The sequence below is a fragment of the Agrobacterium larrymoorei genome (assembly GCF_013322225.1).
Lineage (GTDB): Bacteria > Pseudomonadota > Alphaproteobacteria > Rhizobiales > Rhizobiaceae > Agrobacterium > Agrobacterium larrymoorei_A.
In genome coordinates this window covers 131,042-150,467 of the sequence record NZ_JAAMFB010000027.1, presented here as the reverse complement: position 1 = coordinate 150,467, position 19,426 = coordinate 131,042, and the positions used below count along the sequence as shown (strand labels likewise).

Sequence of the window (19,426 nt, the reverse complement as noted above, 5' to 3'; positions counted from 1 at the left end):
GATCAGCTCCTCTTGTCGCCGGCGTAGTAGACCCAGTGGCGCGAAGACCAGAAGGCAACGACGGTCAGTATCATGATGATGACGAAGAGAACCCACGCGATTGCCGAGGCATATCCCATATCGAACCGCTTGAAGGCTTCGTCATAGATGTAGAGCGGAAGCAGGTAAGTCGATTTCAACGGGCCACCCTGCGTAATGATGTAAGGGCCGTTGAACTCCTGGAATGCCTGAACCATCTGCATGATAAGGTTGAAGAAAATGACCGGGGTGATCAGCGGCAAAGTAATGTGGACGAAGGTTTTCCACTTACCTGCACCATCGATGGAGGCGGCCTCGTAAAGAGACTTGTCCACGCTTTGCAGCGCCGCAAGGAAGATGACCATGGCAGAGCCGAACTGCCATATCCGCAATATCGTGATGGTGAACAGCGCATTGGTCGGGTCACCGAACCAGTTGACGCCTTCGAGGCCCAAGAAACTCAGGCCCATATTGACGAGGCCTGTATCGGCGAAAATGTAACGCCACAGAACCGCAATGGCGATGGAGCCACCGAGGATCGATGGAACATAATAGGCCGTGCGGAAGAAATTGATGAATTTCAGCTTATAATTCAGAATGACCGCAATGAAGAGAGCGAAGGCCAGTTTAAGCGGGACGGTCGTAAACACATAGATCAGCGTCACCCATAACGACTTGCGGAAGGTGCGGTCGCTGGTGAAAAGCTTAATGTAGTTCGCGAGACCGTTGAAAACCGGCTGATCAAGCAGGTTGTAATTCGTGAAGCTCAGGTAAAGCGATGCGAAGAAAGGCAGTGCGGTGAAGACCAGCAGGCCAATGATATAGGGCGTCAGGTAAAACAGCCCCAGAAAGCGATTATCGCCGCTCATCGCCATGCCTCACTCGACACGTCGTGTTGCGGTGTTCTTGACCAGATTACGAGCGCGCCAATAGGCGCAGCGATAGCATCAAAGCCATCGCAGAGATGTTCTATATTATACATGGCTGCGTTTTGAGGACATTCGACATTGCCCGCCAATATCGGCGAACTACAGTCTCAAACCCCCAACTCCTCCCAATTCATCGAAACCTTGCTTCCTCTGCAAGCATGAGAGATAATATGACTTCCATACTCGCATGACGAAATCGACATTTCCGGAAGAAAAGATGGATAAAAATGAAGGTGCCATTTTTGCTGAAATTCCGCCTAATGCGCTGGCTTTGACGCTAACGCGATCAACCATCAAGATGTGGCATTCTCCGACATGGAGTATCGACAAGACGAACTCGGTTCATGACCTGATTATTTGCCTCAGCGGTAAGGCCCTGTACGAAATCGAGGGCAATACAATCGAAATCGGGGCGGGGGACGCGCTGCTCATTCCCGCACACACGCGTTTCTTAGGTCACTCGACATCAAAAGAGTTATACACTGGCGTCGCCCAGCATTTCTCTCTGGATCTTTTTGGCAGCTTGGACCTGCTGAAGCAGATGGATTTCCGGCGCAGTGTCCGTTTTCCGAACTGGGCCGTCTTCGAAGGCATGGTCCGCCGTTATCACGAGATCGCCGCCCCCTCTTCGACGACTTTGCTTCAACACCACCTCTTCATGGTGTTGTTGATGGAGTTTATCGGCGCGGCATTTATCGACTGGCGGGACCAGTCCGTTGGCAATATCAACAATCCTGATGCCTTGTCATTCGCAATCATGGTGGCGGCAAGCCAGATCGTGGCGGAGCCTTTGAGCGAAACGGTAGCTGAGACCGTGGTGCAGAACGCGCCGTACAATGCAGATTATTTCAAAAGGGAGTTCAAGCGGCAGATCGGCTGGACACCGGCCAAGTTTCAGGAATTCAAGCGCATGGAACGGGCGATGGGGCTGTTGGCCAGCGGGTGCAATGTCAAACAGACCGCGGAACGTTCCGGCTATAACGATTCCTATTATTTCTCACGGATGTTCAAGCGATATATTGGTGTGAGTCCAGCGGGCTATAAGGAGGCTGAGCGACGACACCGAGAAGGTGCTTTTCCGCGCGGCGAAGAGGATGGACAGGTTCTTTATCCTCTTCTGGCATCCGAATAAAAAAACACCGGCCAGAAGGCCGGTGTTCCGAAAGCCATCATGGCTCTCTCCTCTCCCAGAGTTATCAGGGATTGGTCGAAGACGTGGTAGTGTTGTCCGGGGTTGCCGGAGCTGGTGTCGAAGCACTTTCGCTCGCCTTGTCTTCCATCGTCTTGAATTCCGGGGCAGCCTTAAGAGACTCAGCTGTCTCTGTCGTTGTCAGACGGATGGAACCGTTGTCGGTATCACGCGTCATGGTGATCTTGTCCATCGGGACAGCCACGTCCTTGGTACCGATACCAAGGAAGCCGCCGACGCCGACGACAGCTGCGGTGATGCCGCCGTTTTCCTCAAGGATAAGGTTTGTGACGTTACCGATGTTCTCGTCACCGGATGCACCGGTGTAGACTGCGCTACCGATATAATCGTTGGCGCTAATCTGAGTTGGGGACTGCTCTGTCAAATAAGTGCCCGATGCAGCGCCTGCATCCGCAGAGGTGCCGGGGGTCGCAGGTATCATCGGCTGAGCCGGTGTTGCGTCTGGCGTTGCCGGTGCAGCCGCACCTGGATTAGCAGGGGCTGTCTGAGTTGCCTCCTGAGCGATGGCCAACGGTGCGAACGCTGTCGTACCCATGAGGGCGGCAGTAGCGATTAGGGTGAGTGTCTTTTTCATATCGTACCTTCCTTTCATCGTCGTATAAACGGCTGGAGCCGGTTTATCCGTTCCTCCCTTCAGCCTGTTCGATTAGCAAACGACGCTACTGAGAAATTGGTTCCGCGGTAACGAGACGGGATTCGAGCGCGGATTATGGAAAAATATTCCAGCAGTGACACAGCAATTAGGTCAGGAATGCCCTCTTTAACATTGTGCAGGCAATGAAGACACGTATTATCAGGCACTAATATCAGCCTAAGCTGAATTCGGCGAACGCATGCGGAAGAGTAAGATTTCTTCGTTTAAAAAAGCTCTGGCGGGTTTCTTTCCAACAGCCTCAATCGGGGCTTATCTTGTTGTAATGACAGCGGTTGTCACGTTGCCGCTAATTGTCTTCGCCGGTTATCTCATGCTCCGGCTGGAAGCAAATGAACGCGATGACTTGCAGCGTGAAGCGGTGGATGACGCACGCGTCATCAGCCGCAACATTGAACGCCGCCTTCAGGAAATGGCGACGACGCTGAGCTTGTTGTCACAGTTTCCAGAACTTGAAAACGGCGATCTAGAGAGCTTTCACAAACGCGTTAGCGACAGCCTGAGAGAACGTGGGCTATATGTCATTATTGCAACTCGGGACGGAACCCAGCGGTTGAACAGTCGGCTTGCCTACGGCTCGCCTCTTCAAAAGGTACCAGCGGAAGCAAATATCCAGGCTGCAATTGCGGCGAACAGGGTAACCGTCTCCAACATATTTTATGGCAGCACAAGCAAAGAATGGGTCTTTAACGTTACCCTGCCGCTACCTCGACAGCTCTCTGCCGCAGGCGACGTGTTGATCATTACGCAAAATGCCCGCGATTTATCGTCATTGATTTCGGCAGAGGGAATACCCGAAGGGTGGCATGCCGCCGTGCTGGACAGCACTGGCCACATCATCATCTCAAGCGATAGCAACAGCGCCAAGACGGGTCAGCTTTATGCTGTGCCTGCCGTCATAGAGCAGATGGCGTCCTTTAGCGGCAGCTTCACCGATGAGCATGATGAAATACACGGATATGCGCAGTTACCCGGTTGGTCTTGGAAAACCGTGGTTTGGGGGCAGACTGCGAGAAGCGAATCCGCACTCACCAGCATCTGGCGTCAGATGATGATCGGAAGCCTTGTTCTTGTGTCATGCGCAATACTCGGTGCCTATGTGGTGGGAAGACAGTTGCGCGGCTCCGTTCGCCAGCTCACCGCCGTCGCCGAGCGTATCGGAGAAGGGGATATCGTCTCTCCCATCAACACGAAGATCAAGGAGATGAACCAGGTATCCGTAGCCTTGTCGAATGCGTCATTCGATCGAAGCCAGGCGGAGGACCGCACGCATCTCATTTTGCATGAAATGGTTCACCGGTCGAAAAACATGCTGACACTTGTTCAGGCAATGATGCGGCAGCTGGCTAAGGAAAACACATCGATCACGGATTTTCAAAAAGCAGTCGATCATCGGCTGCGGGGTCTCGCCATGTCGATCTCCGCACTGTCAGAAGTGCAATGGGAAGGCTTGCCGATGAGCAGACTTGTAAAGTCTCATCTGGACGTTTTTGGAAGCGTAGCACAACAAATCCAGCTTCAAGGCGATGACTTTATACTGTCTCCCGAGGCAGCGCAAAACTTCGGCCTCATCCTTCATGAATTGGCGACGAATTCCATTAAATACGGCGCACTTTCCGAGCGCCAAGGCAAGGTGTTTGTCCGGTGGGATCGCGTGATTGTCGATGATCACGATCTGTTGAACATCGAATGGAAAGAAGCAGATGGACCTGCCGCAGAGCCGCCGGCCCGTAAGGGTTTTGGAAATACGATTATAAAGCGGCATGCTGAGAGCGCATTTTCTGCCGATATTACAATAAGCTACGCGGTATCTGGCTTCATTTGGCAAATGTCGGCACCCGCGCGCCATTTCATTAAACCGCCGTCCGAGCAATCTTTTCAATAAAAATCATTTCTACAGGAACAAAGCTCCGACCAATGCGTTTTTCAAGCAAGCCAAGCCATTCCCCCGTCCCCGCCTGCGGCTTGGCGATGCAGACTTTGCCCCTGAAGGTCTGCCATGAATAGCACGGCTCCCCCAGAGCCGTGCTTTTCTCGTTTGGTCAGGCGATCAGCTTGGGAGTTTCCATTTCGACCGCGAATATTCAGCGCAAGTCCGCAATCTTCAGATGATGTGCGGTTCAAGCCGACAATGGGGATGGAAAGCGGAGTGAATACGTCACTTCGTCTCCCGTAACCTGATACTCTGCGGTTCCCGCGAGTGCTGCCGGAACAACCTTCTCGAGGACGACGCTTCCAAAATTACTTCTTTTTGTATCTTCGTTTGGTAAATCCGCACGGTTCAACGCCAACGGCTCTTTCCAATGGACGTCGAAGAACTCATCATCCGAGCTACATTCAAGCGTTATGGGCAGATGGTTGGATAGATTACCGCTGTGACTGACAGTATTCACGACAAGTTCATGGAACGCCAGACCTACGTAAAGCGCGCCATTCGGATTGAGCAGGAGATTCTCACCCTTCATCTGGATCATATGAGGGTACTCAGGCAAATATAAATCGGACTGCTGTTTAAGCAAGTCGAAAATCTCGGCTCCACGCCAATCTGAATCCGTAATCAAATCCTGAGACTGAGCAAGCGCGTGCAGCCTCCCTCTGAACTTTCGAAGGAAGTCGTCTTTCGTAAGACTGAAGCGGGCTGTCTGCGCCGAAAGGCTCTGTATGATTGCCAGGAGGTTTTTGGAGCGGTGGCTTACCTCGCGCAGTAGAGACCGCAACAATTGCTCACGCCTGCGATCGACTGTTACCTCCCGGATCGTGGTCTTCAAGACCCGCTGCCCGGACATGTTGACGGTCGAATAGACATGAAACTGGAAGACGCGATCCTTACCGGCCACCACCTCCAGCATGCCGCGACTGCCAGCCGATGTCAGATCCTTCTTCAGCTCGAACAGCCGCGAGGCCAGATCTTTTCCGAAGATATTGTCGTCCGTCGGGTCTTCGCCTGCACTGCGGGGCAAGCACCACACGTCAGGAAGGTTCGCGATGAAGATGTAATCCCTATCGCGATCTTGCAGCATCACGGTTTCGCCGGAGTCGAGCAGAGCAAGCACGAGCGAATCGTGCAGCTCACTCTCATTACGGTCCGCATTGTGCCACGCCAGCCGATGCAAAATTCACTCTCCTAACGAGAAACAGTTCTGAAGACGGAAATGCTCGAGCGAACATTCCGTTGCCGGCACCGGTTAAAATACCGATTGTCGAACACTTCAATAGTCTGCGGTTTAAGCAGCGACTCGTGAACTCTCGTTGAAGAAGAGGGCCTGGCTTATCAGCGCCTTCACCATATCCGGGTTGAACGGCTTCGTGACAAGGAAGGTAGGCTCTGGCCGCTCGCCGGTCAAAAGCCGTTCCGGGAACGCGGTGATGAAGATAACCGGCAGAGTGGTCATCTGGAGAATTTCCTTCATCGCATCGAGACCCGAGCTTCCGTCCGCGAGCTGAATGTCCGCAAGGATCATCTTGGGGCTGGTGCGATGGAACAGCTCAAGTGCTTCCTTGTGCGTACGCGCGATACCCGTGACATTGTGACCAAGGTCGGTCACCATCTGCTCGATGTCCATCGCGATCAACGGCTCATCTTCAATGATCATGATATCGGTCGCGACCTGGCGTGCAATCTCGGAAGCGGCTTCATCGATAAGCCTGCCGATCTCAGTTTCAGGAACCTTCAGAACTTCAGCAGCTTCCGCAGGGGAAAATTCTTCAACGGTGGTCAAAAGAAACGCCTGCCTCGGCACTGCGGGCACGGCGGAGAGATTGGCAGAAGCGCGCTTTTCCCAACCTGTCAGGTTTTCATCGCTCTTAATATTGATGGTGACGGAACTAAAGATGGAAACAAACAATTGGTAGAGTGCAACGCGATCGCTACTTGCCTGCGGAAAAATGCTGACATCTGCGATCAGCGCTTCCAGGCTGGCTGCAACATACGCATCGCCTGTGGATTGAGAACCGCAAACGGCACGAGCGAACCTGCGCAAGTATGGCAGATGCGGTGCGATGCGAGTAGAAACTGACATGGAATTCTCCCCTGTTCATGCGGCCTGCAAGGCAAGCCCGCGAGATAAACGCAAGCGTCTAAAAAAAGTTCCACGCGTCAGGAACGATTTTTCGTCGCCCGCATTATAGCGACGTCACACAAGGAATACCGGAACTCATGAGTATATTTCAATCAGATCAGGATCCATCTGATAATGGGACGAGTCCGACTGTTCCCGATTCCGGACGCGCTGTCATTTCTCGCAAGCTGAGAGAGCTTTACGACGCCGTTCAGGACGAGGGCATCCCGGACAAATTTCTCGATCTCCTGGAAAAGCTGGACGAGGCCGAAAGCAAATCGAAAGCTTCGGGGGGATGATGACCAAAGACATTGACGCGAACAGCAATAATTTCAAGCGCGAAATGCTTGCAGCACTCCCCAACCTCCGCGCATTCGCAATCTCATTGATCAGATCCCGCGACAGGGCAGACGACCTTGTTCAAGACACCATCATGAAGGCGTGGGCCAAGCAGGAGAGCTATCAGCCCGGAACCAACATGCGGGCATGGCTTGTGACCATCCTGCGTAATGAATTCTATAGCCAGATCAGAAAATCAGGGCGGGAAGTACAAGACACTGACGGCGCGTATACGTCTCGATTGTCGGTGCCACCTGAGCAGCATGGGTCTGTTGATCTCCAAGATTTCAGACAGGCGCTAAACAAACTGCCGGACGATCAGCGAGAGGCCATCCTGCTGATCGGTGCATCAGGTTTCGCGTACGAGGAAGCCGCCGAAATCTGCGGTTGCCCTGTTGGCACTATCAAGAGCCGCGTCAGCCGCGCTCGCTTGAGGCTCCAGGAACTGCTGGGTATTGAAAACGAAAACGAGTTCGGCCCAGACGCGCAGACGTCAGCCGTGACTGCAGCGGTTTTGGTTCGCTAAGGCTGCCAAAAGCGTGTGAAAAACAAAACGGAGCGCGTGTTTGCACGAGCCCCGTTTTCGATCTCGAAACCGCATTAGACTTGCTTGGCAAAAGAAAGAGGAACTACCGTCCTCTTTTGCGCTTTTCGGACGGACCGCTCATGTCGCGCCCTACCCATTTAAAGAAGCCGAAAAGAGCCAATGCCACGATGAGCAGCGGCAACAAGTTTCCGAAATCCAACATATAAAACACTCCTTGATTATAAGAAGCAATTATAAGCTCGGATAGCAACTTTTCGTATTGCGATAAGTCCCTGACGAAATATCGCGTTAACCGCGCTAGTGTCCTTGTGACACATCCTTCGGAAACGACGGGAGTTGATGAGCGACATAGCCAACCTGGTGAGATTGGCCTGCTTGACGGCGATTTTTTTTACGCTTTTGCGCTTATTGCCATTCGCACTATCGCCCAGACAGTTCGAAATCGTTGGAGCTGCACGCCGAAGATATCACGACAGTCGAATACCTTTGCCTTTGAAATCAGACAGGCGTTTTTTCATGGCCGCTACAATGGCAGCGTCGGTGCGTTTTTCATCCTCTTTGGCAAATCCGAAAGATTTCGCCGCAGATTCCGAGAAACGGGATGTCGAACAGGAGGAGTGTAACTCCAATACATCCAGCTGCAAAAGATTATCCAGTGTTTGCAGATTGACCCCCGCCCCCGGCATGATTGAAATCCGCCCAGCGGCAATCTCCGTAGCCACCTTGATATCGGCAATCCCCTGATTTGCGGATGGGGCACGGCCGGATGTCAGAATGCGTTCAAAGCCGCACTCAATTGCAATTTCTATCGCCGCCTGCAAATCGGGAACGAGATCGAAACAGCGATGCAGCGTTTTTGGCAACGGACCGCAAGCTCGTGAGAGCTTAGCCAGAGCCTCAAGGTCGAGACTGCCGTCATTCAGATTTGCACCGAACACCACGCCCGCAACGCCGCACGATTTTGCAAATTCTATCTCGTCACGCATCAGCGACAGCTCATTCGCTGTATAGACGAAGTCACCGGAGCGCGGCCTGATCATGGCGTAACACGGCAAGGAAGATGCCGCACCCTTGCGCATCAGCGCTGCCGAGGGTGTCAATCCGCCGAGGGCAAGCGCACTGCAAAGTTCGATCCTGTCCGCGCCGCCCGTGATCGCAGCATTCAGACCTTCTATATCGTCCACGCAAACTTCGAGAATCATATCAGGCATGGCCTCAACGAATAATAATGCCATCGGAATCGAAACGATGCGTAGAACCGCCATTGGGCGATGCGTGAACCACATCGTCAGGGGCGTAGGCATGTTCTCCAAACAGCCTCACCGTCAAAAGACCAGCAGCCTCGCTTTCGAGATAGACGATCGTGTCGGCGCCCAGATGTTCGACATGAATGACCTTGCCGGTCCAGGTTCCGCTTTCACGGGACAATGACATGTGCTCCGGCCTGATGCCGAGAGTTTTGTACCCGCTTTCTCCCAACCGTTCGGCATCGATGAAATTCATCTGCGGCGAACCGATGAAGCCTGCTACGAAGAGATTGGCGGGGGAATTGTAGAGCTCCATGGGAGAACCGACCTGCTCGATGCGCCCGGCATTGAGCACCACGATCTTGTCGGCCAACGTCATCGCCTCGACCTGATCGTGGGTGACGTAGATCATCGTCGCTTTCAGGCGCCTGTGCAGACGCGCGATTTCCAGGCGGGTCTGTACGCGCAATGCAGCGTCGAGGTTGGACAGCGGCTCATCGAACAGAAACAGTGTCGGCTCACGCACGATGGCACGACCGATGGCGACACGCTGGCGTTGGCCGCCCGAAAGCTCTGCCGGACGGCGCTCGAGATAAGGACCAAGCGACAGAAGCGACGAGGCCATGCCGACACGCGCCTCGATTTCGGCCTTCGGCGTTCCAGCCTGTTTCAGGCCAAGCCCCATATTGTCCTTGACCGTCAGATGCGGGTAGAGCGCATAGGATTGAAAGACCATGGCAATGCCGCGCTTGGCGGGTGGCACGGTGGAAACCTCGCGCCCGTCGATGACGATCTGGCCGGAGGTGATGTCTTCCAGACCCGCGATACTGCGCAACAGCGTGGACTTGCCGCAGCCGGATGGACCGACGAAAATCACGAACTCGCCGTCCTTTACCTCCAGATCGATGCCTTTGAGCACATCGACCGTGCCAAAGGACTTCGCAACGGATTTGAGTGTCAGATTACCCAAAACAATACTCCAGATTTCAAAGGTCGACCATGCGGCCGGTTCGCACGCTCTCATCTGCTGCAAGGCAGATGCGCAGCGATTGGACGGCATCGGTCATGTGGCGCTCGAGATCGAGATCTTCACGGATCGCTTTCAGCACATAGGCTTGTTCCAGATCGCACAGCTCCTGATGTCCAGGTTCTCCGGCCATCTGAAGAAGCTGGTCGGGGTTTGCGAACTGGCCGTCTTTAGCCGTTTCTGCGCGATGCAGGCGTATGGTCGAGGTCTTGGTGTGCGTATCGATATCATCGGATTTCGCGTTCTGGTCCATGACGATGGACACGCAGCCTTTGGGCGAGATCACATCTTTCACGAAGAACGCCGTTTCCGAGATCATCGGCCCCCATCCGGCCTCGTACCAACCGATAGAGCCATCGTCGAAAATCACCTGGAGATGCCCATAATTATACATGTCAGGCGCAATCTCATCCGATAGCCGCAAGCCCATGCCACGCACCGATACGGGCTTGGCATCGGTTATCTGGCACATCACATCGACGTAGTGGACTCCGCAATCAACGATGGGCGGTGTCGTCTGCATCAAGGCCTTGTGCGTCGCCCAGGTTTTCCCGGAGGATTGCTGATTGAGGTTCATGCGGAAAACATAAGGACCACCGAGCTCCCGTGCGAGCGAAATGAGCTTCACCCAGGAGGGGTGATGGCGAAGGATATAGCCGACCACCAGCTTCCGCCCATTCGCACGCGCACAGGCAACGACCCTTTCGGCATCCGCGACCGTGGTCGCTAATGGCTTTTCCACAAAGACGTGCGAACCCGCTTCCATCGCCTTGATCGCGTAGTCCGCATGGCTGTCAGAATAGGTGTTGATCGAACAGATATCCGGTTTGAGGGTGGCCAGCGCGTCCTCGAAAGACTGCTGGATGTCGTAGCCCGCAAGGGGAGCAGGTAAATCGGGCCTGGAGCGGTTGACGAGACCGACGATCTCGAAACCGGGATTGGCAGAATAGGCAAGCGCATGGCTCAAACCCATATTGCCGAGGCCCGCGACCAGAACCCTGAGTGGTTTCGTATTCATTTTACCGCTCCCGCCGTGATGCCGCGGATCAGCTGCCGCGAGAAGATCGTGTAGAGGACGAGAACGGGCGCGATCGCCAGCGAAAGCGCCGCCAGCACGGCGTTCCAGTTGGTCACGAATTGCCCGATGAAGATTTGTGCGCCGAGCGTAATCGTCTTGGTTGCCTCACTGGGCGCAAGGATCAGCGGAAACCACAGATCGTTCCAGATCGGGATCATCGTGAAGACGGCAACGGTTGCCATGGCCGGGCGGATGAGCGGCAGAACGAGCCTGAAGAATATCTTGTATTCCGAAAGTCCGTCGATGCGCCCGGCATTCTTGAGATCGTCGGAAACCGTGCGCATAAACTCGGACAGGATGAAGATGGCCAGCGGCAACCCTTGCGCGGTGTAAACGAGGATCAGCGCCGTCCTGGTATTGACGAGACCGGTTGCGACCATTCCCTGCAAAATGCCGATGGTGCCGAGACGGATCGGGATCATGATACCGAGTGCCATATAAAGGCCAAGCAGGGTATTGCCCCGAAAGCGATATTCGGACAGCGCGAACGCGGCCATGGCTCCGAACAGCAGAACCAGCGCAATCGATCCAACCGTCACGATCAGCGAATTCTGCATGTAGTGCACAAAATCCCCCTGCCCCAGCACCGTGGTGTAACCCACCAGATCGAAGGTGCCTGGGGTCGGCGGCTGCATGGGATTACGGAATATAGCGTTTCGGGACTTGAACGAGTTTATGATCGTCAGCACCACCGGAAACAGCGAGATCGCAGTGTAGGCGATGAGGATCGCGTGGGCAGATGCCGTTCGGGCGAAAGAGGAGCGTGCCTTGGACATTCTCATCTCCTCAAAACTGGTAGCGACGCATGCGGCGCTGGATGGCAAAGAGATAGAAGCCGACGCCCGCAAGAATGATGAGGAACATCACGGTTGCGATTGTCGCGCCCATGGAACGATCCCCCAGCTGTAGCTGGAAGCCGAAGAAGGTGCGGTAAAGCAGCGTTCCCAAGATATCGGTCGATCCATCCGGCCCCGCCAAGGCACCCTGCACCGTATAGATCAGGTCGAAAGCGTTGAAATTGCCTACGAATGTCAGGATCGAGATAATACCGATAGCAGGAAGGATGAGCGGCAGCTTGATCTTCCAGAACTGGCTCCACCCCGTGATCCCATCGATTTCGGCAGCCTCGATGACTTCATCGGGAATATTCAGGAGGGCGGCGTAGATCAGCATCATGGGAATGCCGACATATTGCCAGACCGAGATGAGCGACACCGTGATCAGCGCCGAGTTCGGACGGCCCAGCCATGGCGCGAAAAGGCTCTTTAGATACACAAGATCGAGCAGCATCGGAGCGATGCCCCAGAGCGGAGACAGGATGAGCTTCCAGATAAAGCCGACTATGACGAAGGACAAAAGTGTCGGAAGGAAAATCGCGGTTCGATAGAAAGCTGAAAAACGCAGTTTCGGCACCGAGAGCAGGGCAGCAAGCGCGATGCCGATAGGGTTTTGCATCAACATGTGAATGATGAAGAAGATCGTATTGTTTTTCAGCGCGTTCCAGAAGCTCTCGGACCAGCGAGGCTCTCCGAACAGTGTCCTGAAATTCTGCAAACCGACGAAGACCCGTTGACCGTCCACTTCCGTGAAGAACGAGAGCCACAGTGTGCTGCCGAGCGGCACGATCATCACCGCCGTGTAGACCAGAAAGGCAGGCAGCATGAACAGCATGATGTGCCAGCGGACCGGGCGCCGTGCCGGTGTTTCATCGATGGAAGTGATGTCGGTGCTCATTGATCAGCCCGGCCTCGGATCAGGGAAAACAGATCGAAGCACAACGCAGGTGCGACGATGGTACAGCGAGATTTTCGCGGTGACGATAGCGCAAAAACCCAAGGCGCCGAAAAGCACCTTGGGTATTGAGCATTCAGCCTTACTTTGCCGGTTTGTACCAGCTGTCGAGGCCCTTTTGCAGCTTCTCGGCAGCGACGGCCGGCGTATCGGTGCCGTTGATCACGTTGGCGGATTCAACCCAGGTCTCGTTTTCGAGGTTGGGTGTTCCGCGTGACAGGATCTGGTAGGTCGAGCGGATGGTCGGCTTGCACTTTTCACGCCAGGACACGAATTCTTGCGCCAAAGGATCGGCCATCTTGACGGCAGTATTGTTCAGGCTGAAAAAGCCCGGAAGCGCGTTTGCATAGAGGTCTGCAAATTCCGGCGAAGCGACCCATTCAAGAAATTTCGTGGCTTCTGCGGCATGCGCCGACTTCGCGTTGAGACCGATACCAATGTCAGTATGGTCGGAAATGTAGCAAGCATCACCTTCCTTTGCGACTGGTGGCGGGAATGCACCCATCTTGAACTGGGCTTGCGTGTTGAAGCCGGAGATTTCCCAAGAGCCTGCCGGATAGATCGCAGCCCGGCCGAGTGTGAACATGTTCTGGCTGTCAGGGTAGGTCTGCGCCTCGAAACCATCGCCAAGATAATCCTTCCACTTGGCAAGGACTTCATAGGGCTTGACCCAGTCGGCATCGGTCAGTTTCTGCTCGCCCTTGATCAGCGCCAGACGGCCTTCCTCACCCTTCCAGTAGTTCGGACCGATGTTCTGATAGCCCATGGTCGCAGCTTCCCAGAGATCCTTCGTGCCCATCGCCATCGGGACGTAAGTGCCGTCCGCTTTGATCTTGTCGAGAGCGGCGAAGAATTCGGCTTCCGTCTTCGGCACCTCGATCTTCAACTGTTCGAATGCATCCTTGTTATAGATGAAGCCGTGAATGACAGATGCCATCGGCACGCAGAAGGTCTGGCTCCCGTCATCGGTCGACCATGCCGCCTTCGCCACGTCGGAGAAGTTCTCCATGCCGGCGTTCTTCGTCAGATCCTTGAGATAACCCTTCTTGAAAAGTTCGAGCGAAGCATCGAAAGGGCGGCAGGTTATGAGGTCGCCCGCAGAGCCGGATTCCAGCTTGGCATTGAGCGCGGCATTATATTCCGTCGGCGCCATGGGCTGGAAAACCACCTTGATGCCGGGGTTTTTCGCTTCGAATGCCGGAATGAACTTGTCCTTCCAGATGGCGAGATCGTCGTTGCGCCAGCTTTCGATGGTCAGCGTCACGTCTTGCGCGGCGGCGAGATTGGCAGTGCCGAACAGGCTTACGCCGAGCAGCAAAGCCCTAGTGATATTACGGGTCATTATCTGTTCTCCCTCTTGATGTGACGCCATTGCGGCGTCCAGCAACTATGGTTTTTCATTCCGATCTGCCGATGAGCTCCAGTGCGCGCCGAACGTTCTGGCCGCTTTTCTGAAGCAAATCCTCGGCTGATTTCTTATCCCGCGCCCCTGCCCCGAGCAGGATCGCGACCTTGACGGAGCCAGACGCCTTTTCCACCAAACGCCCAGCCTCATCCTTTTCTACGCCCGTTATGTCCGCAACGGTGCGGGCTGCTCGCTCCACAAGCTTCTTGTTGTCTGCCTGGAAGTTGACCATGTAGCCGTCATGGACATGACCGAGCTGGATCGCCATCAATGTCGAAAACATGTTGAGAGCGATTTTCTGGGCCGTTGCCGCCCCCATGCGCGTGGAACCCGAAACGAATTCCGGCGGGGTCTGGAGCAAGATGGCAACATCCGCGTCGGTAAAAAGCGTGGCACCCGCATTGTTGGCAATGGCGATCACATGTGCCTTTTTGCTCTGAGCAACCTCCGATACCGCAAGAGCATAGGGTGTCGATCCACTTGCCGACAGCACGATCACACAGTCGCCTGGCTTTATGACAGCCTCGGCATCGGCCTTTGCACGGTCCACGTCATCTTCGGGGCCACCGGGCATCCCGGACAGATCACGCATTCCGCCCGCAAACAGAATCACGACCTGCTCGGGCAGAAGGCCATAGGTGCCCGGCAACTCCAGCGCATCGGCCATGGCCATCAGGCCTGAGCTGCCAGCCCCCGCATAAATGAGTTTCCCGCCGGACTCGATCGATTTGGCCGCCAGTGCCGACGCCTGCGCAATTGCGCGATGCGCCTTTTCGACCACCGCAGCAGCGCGCTGCTGGCCTGAGCTCAGAAGAGACAGAATGTCGAGCGGAGCCATAACATCCAGCCCCGCAGCCTCGCCATTCAGTTCTTCCGTTGCGCTCACATTCATCTCGAAAACTCCTCGCGCAATCTAATGCCAAAAAAATACCAATTGTCTAGCACCCTTTTAGGATTTCGTTTATTTTTGCTGCGAAAATCCGAAATTCCTCTCACAAAACATTGTATATAAAGCATTTTATTTACCTCTGTTAAAAAATGATGCCTCCCACTGGATAATTGGTAGCTTTTTGGTATGGTGCATTGAGGAGACCAATCATGTGGCGAAATGAGGCAGGAGAAGTCAGCGGCGCGGGAGATCTGCGCGCGACTGCGTGTGCCGCAGGCAGGCAGGCGTTCACTGATGCTGCCTGTGCTCTGCGCCTGCGGTCCCATGCATCGGGTGCAGCATGACAGAGGCGATATCGGAATTCCTGTCGTCCGAAGAGTGGCAGAAAACGTCCACCGGGCCTCTCTATATCAAATTGCGCAAGTCGCTGGAGCAGGCAATCCTCTCCGGCAGGCTCAATCACGGGCAGGCTCTCCCTCCCGAACGCGACCTTGCCGAATTCGCCAATATCAGCCGCGTGACGGTGCGCAAGGCCGTCGATGATCTGGTGAAAGACGGGCTGCTGGCCAGAAAGCACGGATCGGGCACCTTCGTGATCAAGCCGGTCTCGCGCTTGCAGCAACCTTTGTCGCGCCTGACCTCCTTTACGGAGGACATGGCGCATCGCGGATATGTCACCCGGTCCGAATGGCTGCGGCGCGGACTTTTTCATGCATCGCCGGACGAAATGATGATGCTAGGGCTGAAGACCGGGATGATGGTCGCCCGCCTCGAGCGCCTTCGCATCGCCAATGAACTCCCGCTCGCCATCGAGAACGCCAGTCTGGCATCCGATATCCTGCCCGATCCGAAGCTGGTCGCAACATCGCTTTACGCCGAGCTTCGCCGTAACGGCCACACGCCTGTTCGCGCCGTGCAGCGCATTTCATCGCGCAACGTCACGCGGGAGGAAGCGAGCCTGCTCGCCGTTCCAGAAGGTTCGGCCGGTCTGGCAATCGAACGCATTTCCTATCTCGAATCCGGACGCGTGGTGGAGTTGACCCGCTCTCTCTACAGGGGTGACGCTTACGATTTCGTCGCCGAGATGACGCTTACGGACGCCTGACGACTTCAAGACAAACAACACGAAAGATTGCCATGCCAACGCATATGCGACAGGAAATCAGCGAAATACCAGAAGCGGCGGCCCGTCTTCTGGGCCAATCGCACACTACCCTAAAGGCAGCCGGAGCGGCGCTTCGTGAACGCGACCCTGCCTTCCTCGTCACCATCGCACGCGGATCGTCCGATCACGCGGCGCAGTTTCTGAAATATGCGATTGAGCAGAAAGCGGGACGCGCGGTTGCCTCCGTCGGCCCATCCCTTGCCTCGATTTATGGAAAATCGCTAAAGCTGGATAACGCTGCGGCGATCTCCATTTCCCAATCCGGCAAAAGCCCCGATATCGTTGCGCTGGCAAGATCTGCGGCCGGATCGGGAGCGCTGACGATTTCTCTCACGAATACCCACCCGTCGCCGCTTGCAGAAGCGTCCGAACACGCAATCGATATCAATGCCGGACCGGAGCTTGCAGTTGCAGCTACGAAGTCCTTCTTCAACTCCATTCTCGCCGGGCTCGCGATCCTTGGCGAATGGACGCAGGATAGCAGCCTTCAGGACGCAGTTCGGGAGCTTCCAGAAAAGCTTCGTGGAGCGGTAGAGCTGGAGTGGAATGAACTGGCAGCGGAACTGGCCGAGGCGGAATCGCTTTATGTTTTGGGCAGAGGTCCTGCTCTTGCCATCGCAAATGAAGCAGCCTTGAAGTTCAAGGAGACGTCTGAACTTCACGCCGAGGCCTATTCCAGCGCCGAAGTGCTGCATGGGCCGGTCGCACTGGTCGAACGCCGTTTTCCGGTCATTGCGTTCGCCGTGGAGGATGAAGCTCTCTCGTCAGTAATTTCGACTGCTGACGATCTTGCGCAGAGAGGCGCCCTCGCCTTCATAACGGCCGAAGGCGCATTGAAGGCCCGCCCACTGCCTGTCGTCAAGACCGGCCATCCGTTCACCGACGCTCTCGCCTCGATCGTTCCGTTCTACGGCTTCGTGGAAGCATGGTCGCGATCGCGCGGGTTCAATCCCGACGCGCCGGCTGCACTGAAAAAGGTTACGGAGACACGCTGATCATGGCGACTGCTATCACCAATGCGCGTATTTTCGATGGAGTTGAGTGGACCGAGAACCGGACGCTGATCCTTGAAGCAGGAAAAATCGCAGGGTTCGCCTCCCCTGAAGAATCGCACCCTGACATGACGTGCGTCGATGCGAAAGGCGCAATCATCGTTCCCGGCTTCATTGATCTCCAGGTCAATGGCGGCGGCGGCGTCATGCTGAACGATGACCAGTCCGTGGCCGCCATTCAGGGCATTTGCGCCGCTCACGCCAAATTCGGCACGACTGCGCTGTTGCCGACCCTGATCACCGATAAACGTGAGATCACGACCAGAGCCATCACAGCCGGACTGGAGGCGAAGCAAGCAGGCGTACCGGGGTTTCTGGGCCTGCATCTGGAAGGTCCACATCTCTCGGTCGCGCGCAAGGGCACCCATCACCCAGAGCTTATCCGGCCCATGGAAGACAGCGATCTGGAAGAGCTTCTCACCATCGGGCGCAGCTTCGACGCACTAATGATCACTATCGCTCCGGAGAACGTGACGGTCGATCAGGTCGCCAGGCTTGCGGATGCAGGTTTTATCGTCAGCCTCGGTCACACCAACGCCTCTTATGAAACGGCAAAGAGCTATGCCGAGGCTGGCGCAAGCACTGTTACGCATCTCTTCAACGCCATGAGCCCACTGGAAAACCGCTCGCCCGGCCTGGTCGGCGCGGCTCTCGATCTCGGTACGCTCTCGAGCGGCATCATCGCGGACGGCTTTCACGTCCATCCAGCCTCGATGGGGGCGGCGCTTCGCGCAAAACGCGGTCCCGGAAAAATCTTTATCGTAACGGACGCAATGTCGACCATCGGGACCGATATCGACGGACTGACGCTGAACGGCAGGCAGATCTATCGCAAGGATGGCCGTCTGACGCTGGCGGATGGAACGCTGGCAGGTGCCGACATCGATATGCTCTCATCCGTCCTCTTCGTTCACAGGCAACTTGGCTTCGGCATCGAGGAGGCGGTGCGCATGGCATCCCTGTATCCTGCACAGGTCGCCCGCGTGTCAGACCGCAAAGGACGTCTGCTGGAAGGCTACGATGCCGATTTCGTCATGCTGACCGGGGGTTACGACATCATATCCACATGGATCTCCGGCGAAGCTGTGTTCACGGCCTGACGTCGAAAGATTGGCTTGCAACCAAAGAAAAGGGCCGCTCAAGGCGGCCCGATCGAGTTCTGAAATCTTATTTTTAGAACTGACGACGGAAACCGGCCGTGATGGCATGGTTGCTGAAGTCGGTGCTGGATGTCGTTCCATCATTTGCTGTAAAATGGAAGTCGTCGGCAGCGGTATAACGATAGCCGATATCGAACGTCGTATTGTTGAACAGGCTGCTGTCGCGGAAGAGCGAAATCGTATTCAGTTCGATGCCGAGACCGGCGTCGAGGTGGTAGGCGAACTTGGTGTCGTCATCATCCATAACGACGCCCGTTGCGGAACTGCCCTGACGGCGCAACTCGAGATTCATGGCGCCCACGCCACCGCCGAAGTAAGGCGTGAAGGCCGTACCTGTCGGAACATCGAGATAGGCGTTGACGTAGCCCTGAATGCTGCGTGCCGAGCCGAACGAACCGCCACCTGCGTTAACGCCGTTGACCGTGTGCTCATCGACATCGGCACTTCCGTAGCCGACTTCGAGTTCAAGACGCGGGGAAACAAAGCCGTAGGAGCCGAAGCTGTAACCTGCACGAAGCGCGCTGTAGAAACCAACATCGTAATCGCTGGAAAAATCGGACGTGCCGTCTGAAAAGCCCGTGTCGTCCAGAAAATTAAGGCTGCTCAGGGTACCGAGATAAAAACCACCCGGATCGGCAACAGCTACAGGTTCGTTCTGAACCGTAAGATCAGCCGCCATGGCAGAGGAAGCGAACAAGGCAAGAGCGCTTGCCAGCTTGATGGTGCGGTTCATAGAAAAAGCCTTTCAAAGGTCAGCCCCCGCCGACGCATCACCGTGACCTTATTCGCGCGTCGTGTCCATCATCGGCATGCTTCACCAGACTTGTTCGACAAGCAAACAGGCATGACGTTGCAATTC

The 19,426-nt window shown here is 55.3% G+C and carries 19 protein-coding genes; 7 read left to right on the top strand and 12 right to left on the bottom strand.

The genetic code is table 11. From position 1 onward, the window contains the following. Window positions 1-2 precede the first annotated feature (2 nt). Window positions 3-887: a carbohydrate ABC transporter permease gene (locus G6L28_RS17175; protein ID WP_174065040.1), complete on the bottom strand. Its 885-nt coding sequence runs from the start codon at window positions 885-887 to the stop codon at window positions 3-5. A 277-nt stretch (window positions 888-1,164) separates the two neighbouring features. Here G6L28_RS17175 and G6L28_RS17170 point away from each other — a divergent pair, with 277 nt between their 5' ends. After that, window positions 1,165-2,079, top strand: a complete 915-nt coding sequence (locus tag G6L28_RS17170; RefSeq protein ID WP_174065039.1) for an AraC family transcriptional regulator — start codon at window positions 1,165-1,167, stop codon at window positions 2,077-2,079. Between the two features lie 64 nt (window positions 2,080-2,143). On the opposite strand, the gene G6L28_RS17165 is transcribed toward G6L28_RS17170, so the two are convergent. After that, window positions 2,144-2,731 (bottom strand): PRC-barrel domain-containing protein, encoded by a 588-nt coding sequence (locus tag G6L28_RS17165; RefSeq protein ID WP_174065038.1) that lies wholly within the window; start codon window positions 2,729-2,731, stop codon window positions 2,144-2,146. 259 nt (window positions 2,732-2,990) lie between these two features. Here G6L28_RS17165 and G6L28_RS17160 point away from each other — a divergent pair, with 259 nt between their 5' ends. Further along, on the top strand, window positions 2,991-4,694 hold the full coding sequence (locus tag G6L28_RS17160) for a sensor histidine kinase (protein ID WP_174065037.1): 1,704 nt from the start codon (window positions 2,991-2,993) through the stop codon (window positions 4,692-4,694). 235 nt (window positions 4,695-4,929) lie between these two features. Here the strand turns inward: G6L28_RS17160 and G6L28_RS17155 are convergent, their stop codons facing one another. Both G6L28_RS17155 and G6L28_RS17150 read right to left on the bottom strand, forming a co-directional pair. Continuing rightward, the gene (locus G6L28_RS17155; RefSeq protein ID WP_174065036.1) at window positions 4,930-5,922 is read right to left on the bottom strand and encodes a sensor histidine kinase; all 993 of its coding nucleotides are present in this window, start codon (window positions 5,920-5,922) and stop codon (window positions 4,930-4,932) included. A 111-nt stretch (window positions 5,923-6,033) separates the two neighbouring features. Continuing rightward, window positions 6,034-6,828, bottom strand: a complete 795-nt coding sequence (locus tag G6L28_RS17150; protein WP_174065035.1) for a response regulator — start codon at window positions 6,826-6,828, stop codon at window positions 6,034-6,036. A 137-nt stretch (window positions 6,829-6,965) separates the two neighbouring features. Here G6L28_RS17150 and G6L28_RS17145 point away from each other — a divergent pair, with 137 nt between their 5' ends. Both G6L28_RS17145 and G6L28_RS17140 read left to right on the top strand, forming a co-directional pair. Further along, the gene (locus G6L28_RS17145) at window positions 6,966-7,166 is read left to right on the top strand and encodes a NepR family anti-sigma factor (protein WP_174065034.1); all 201 of its coding nucleotides are present in this window, start codon (window positions 6,966-6,968) and stop codon (window positions 7,164-7,166) included. Next, window positions 7,166-7,732 carry an RNA polymerase sigma factor gene (locus G6L28_RS17140; protein ID WP_174065033.1) on the top strand — a complete coding sequence of 189 codons (567 nt, stop codon included), beginning with the start codon at window positions 7,166-7,168 and terminating at the stop codon, window positions 7,730-7,732. Before G6L28_RS17145 ends, G6L28_RS17140 begins: the two co-directional genes overlap by 1 nt. 488 nt (window positions 7,733-8,220) lie before the next feature. On the opposite strand, the gene G6L28_RS17135 is transcribed toward G6L28_RS17140, so the two are convergent. From G6L28_RS17135 to G6L28_RS17105, 7 genes are all read right to left on the bottom strand, one after another. Continuing rightward, window positions 8,221-8,964: a copper homeostasis protein CutC gene (locus G6L28_RS17135; protein WP_174065032.1), complete on the bottom strand. Its 744-nt coding sequence runs from the start codon at window positions 8,962-8,964 to the stop codon at window positions 8,221-8,223. Between the two features lie 4 nt (window positions 8,965-8,968). Next, window positions 8,969-9,970 carry an ABC transporter ATP-binding protein gene (locus G6L28_RS17130; protein ID WP_174065031.1) on the bottom strand — a complete coding sequence of 334 codons (1,002 nt, stop codon included), beginning with the start codon at window positions 9,968-9,970 and terminating at the stop codon, window positions 8,969-8,971. 16 nt (window positions 9,971-9,986) lie between these two features. Next, complete coding sequence (locus tag G6L28_RS17125) at window positions 9,987-11,045, bottom strand: Gfo/Idh/MocA family protein (protein ID WP_174065030.1); 1,059 nt, start codon at window positions 11,043-11,045, stop codon at window positions 9,987-9,989. Next, window positions 11,042-11,881: a carbohydrate ABC transporter permease gene (locus tag G6L28_RS17120; protein ID WP_174065029.1), complete on the bottom strand. Its 840-nt coding sequence runs from the start codon at window positions 11,879-11,881 to the stop codon at window positions 11,042-11,044. The genes G6L28_RS17125 and G6L28_RS17120 overlap by 4 nt, the downstream gene beginning before the upstream one ends. A gap of 10 nt (window positions 11,882-11,891) precedes the next feature. Continuing rightward, window positions 11,892-12,839, bottom strand: a complete 948-nt coding sequence (locus tag G6L28_RS17115; RefSeq protein ID WP_174065028.1) for a carbohydrate ABC transporter permease — start codon at window positions 12,837-12,839, stop codon at window positions 11,892-11,894. Window positions 12,840-12,978: 139 nt separating this feature from the next. Continuing rightward, window positions 12,979-14,238, bottom strand: coding sequence for an ABC transporter substrate-binding protein (locus G6L28_RS17110; protein ID WP_174065027.1), 1,260 nt, complete (start codon window positions 14,236-14,238; stop codon window positions 12,979-12,981). A gap of 55 nt (window positions 14,239-14,293) precedes the next feature. Next, window positions 14,294-15,193: an N-acetylmuramic acid 6-phosphate etherase gene (locus tag G6L28_RS17105; RefSeq protein ID WP_174065026.1), complete on the bottom strand. Its 900-nt coding sequence runs from the start codon at window positions 15,191-15,193 to the stop codon at window positions 14,294-14,296. A 337-nt stretch (window positions 15,194-15,530) separates the two neighbouring features. Here G6L28_RS17105 and G6L28_RS17100 point away from each other — a divergent pair, with 337 nt between their 5' ends. The 3 genes from G6L28_RS17100 to nagA are packed head-to-tail and all read left to right on the top strand — an operon-like array spanning window position 15,531 to window position 18,507. After that, window positions 15,531-16,295, top strand: coding sequence for a GntR family transcriptional regulator (locus G6L28_RS17100; protein WP_174065025.1), 765 nt, complete (start codon window positions 15,531-15,533; stop codon window positions 16,293-16,295). A gap of 32 nt (window positions 16,296-16,327) precedes the next feature. Further along, complete coding sequence (locus G6L28_RS17095; RefSeq protein WP_174065024.1) at window positions 16,328-17,350, top strand: SIS domain-containing protein; 1,023 nt, start codon at window positions 16,328-16,330, stop codon at window positions 17,348-17,350. Then, window positions 17,347-18,507 carry an N-acetylglucosamine-6-phosphate deacetylase gene (gene nagA / locus G6L28_RS17090; RefSeq protein WP_425292686.1) on the top strand — a complete coding sequence of 387 codons (1,161 nt, stop codon included), beginning with the start codon at window positions 17,347-17,349 and terminating at the stop codon, window positions 18,505-18,507. The genes G6L28_RS17095 and nagA overlap by 4 nt, the downstream gene beginning before the upstream one ends. A gap of 73 nt (window positions 18,508-18,580) precedes the next feature. Here the strand turns inward: nagA and G6L28_RS17085 are convergent, their stop codons facing one another. Continuing rightward, window positions 18,581-19,300: an outer membrane protein gene (locus tag G6L28_RS17085; RefSeq protein ID WP_174065022.1), complete on the bottom strand. Its 720-nt coding sequence runs from the start codon at window positions 19,298-19,300 to the stop codon at window positions 18,581-18,583. Window positions 19,301-19,426 lie beyond the last annotated feature (126 nt).

Bases quoted from the DNA above. Each gene is read 5' to 3' on its own strand.
- G6L28_RS17085 (WP_174065022.1), bottom strand. From the start codon at position 19,300: ATGAACCGCACCATCAAGCTGGCAAGCGCTCTTGCCTTGTTCGCTTCC.
- G6L28_RS17145 (WP_174065034.1), top strand. From the start codon at position 6,966: ATGAGTATATTTCAATCAGATCAGGATCCATCTGATAATGGGACGAGT.
- G6L28_RS17115 (WP_174065028.1), bottom strand. From the start codon at position 12,839: ATGAGCACCGACATCACTTCCATCGATGAAACACCGGCACGGCGCCCG.
- G6L28_RS17135 (WP_174065032.1), bottom strand. From the start codon at position 8,964: ATGCCTGATATGATTCTCGAAGTTTGCGTGGACGATATAGAAGGTCTG.
- G6L28_RS17105 (WP_174065026.1), bottom strand. From the start codon at position 15,193: ATGAATGTGAGCGCAACGGAAGAACTGAATGGCGAGGCTGCGGGGCTG.
- G6L28_RS17160 (WP_174065037.1), top strand. From the start codon at position 2,991: ATGCGGAAGAGTAAGATTTCTTCGTTTAAAAAAGCTCTGGCGGGTTTC.
- G6L28_RS17095 (WP_174065024.1), top strand. From the start codon at position 16,328: ATGCCAACGCATATGCGACAGGAAATCAGCGAAATACCAGAAGCGGCG.
- G6L28_RS17125 (WP_174065030.1), bottom strand. From the start codon at position 11,045: ATGAATACGAAACCACTCAGGGTTCTGGTCGCGGGCCTCGGCAATATG.
- G6L28_RS17175 (WP_174065040.1), bottom strand. From the start codon at position 887: ATGAGCGGCGATAATCGCTTTCTGGGGCTGTTTTACCTGACGCCCTAT.
- G6L28_RS17150 (WP_174065035.1), bottom strand. From the start codon at position 6,828: ATGTCAGTTTCTACTCGCATCGCACCGCATCTGCCATACTTGCGCAGG.
- G6L28_RS17110 (WP_174065027.1), bottom strand. From the start codon at position 14,238: ATGACCCGTAATATCACTAGGGCTTTGCTGCTCGGCGTAAGCCTGTTC.
- G6L28_RS17170 (WP_174065039.1), top strand. From the start codon at position 1,165: ATGGATAAAAATGAAGGTGCCATTTTTGCTGAAATTCCGCCTAATGCG.
- G6L28_RS17140 (WP_174065033.1), top strand. From the start codon at position 7,166: ATGACCAAAGACATTGACGCGAACAGCAATAATTTCAAGCGCGAAATG.
- G6L28_RS17120 (WP_174065029.1), bottom strand. From the start codon at position 11,881: ATGTCCAAGGCACGCTCCTCTTTCGCCCGAACGGCATCTGCCCACGCG.
- G6L28_RS17100 (WP_174065025.1), top strand. From the start codon at position 15,531: ATGACAGAGGCGATATCGGAATTCCTGTCGTCCGAAGAGTGGCAGAAA.
- G6L28_RS17165 (WP_174065038.1), bottom strand. From the start codon at position 2,731: ATGAAAAAGACACTCACCCTAATCGCTACTGCCGCCCTCATGGGTACG.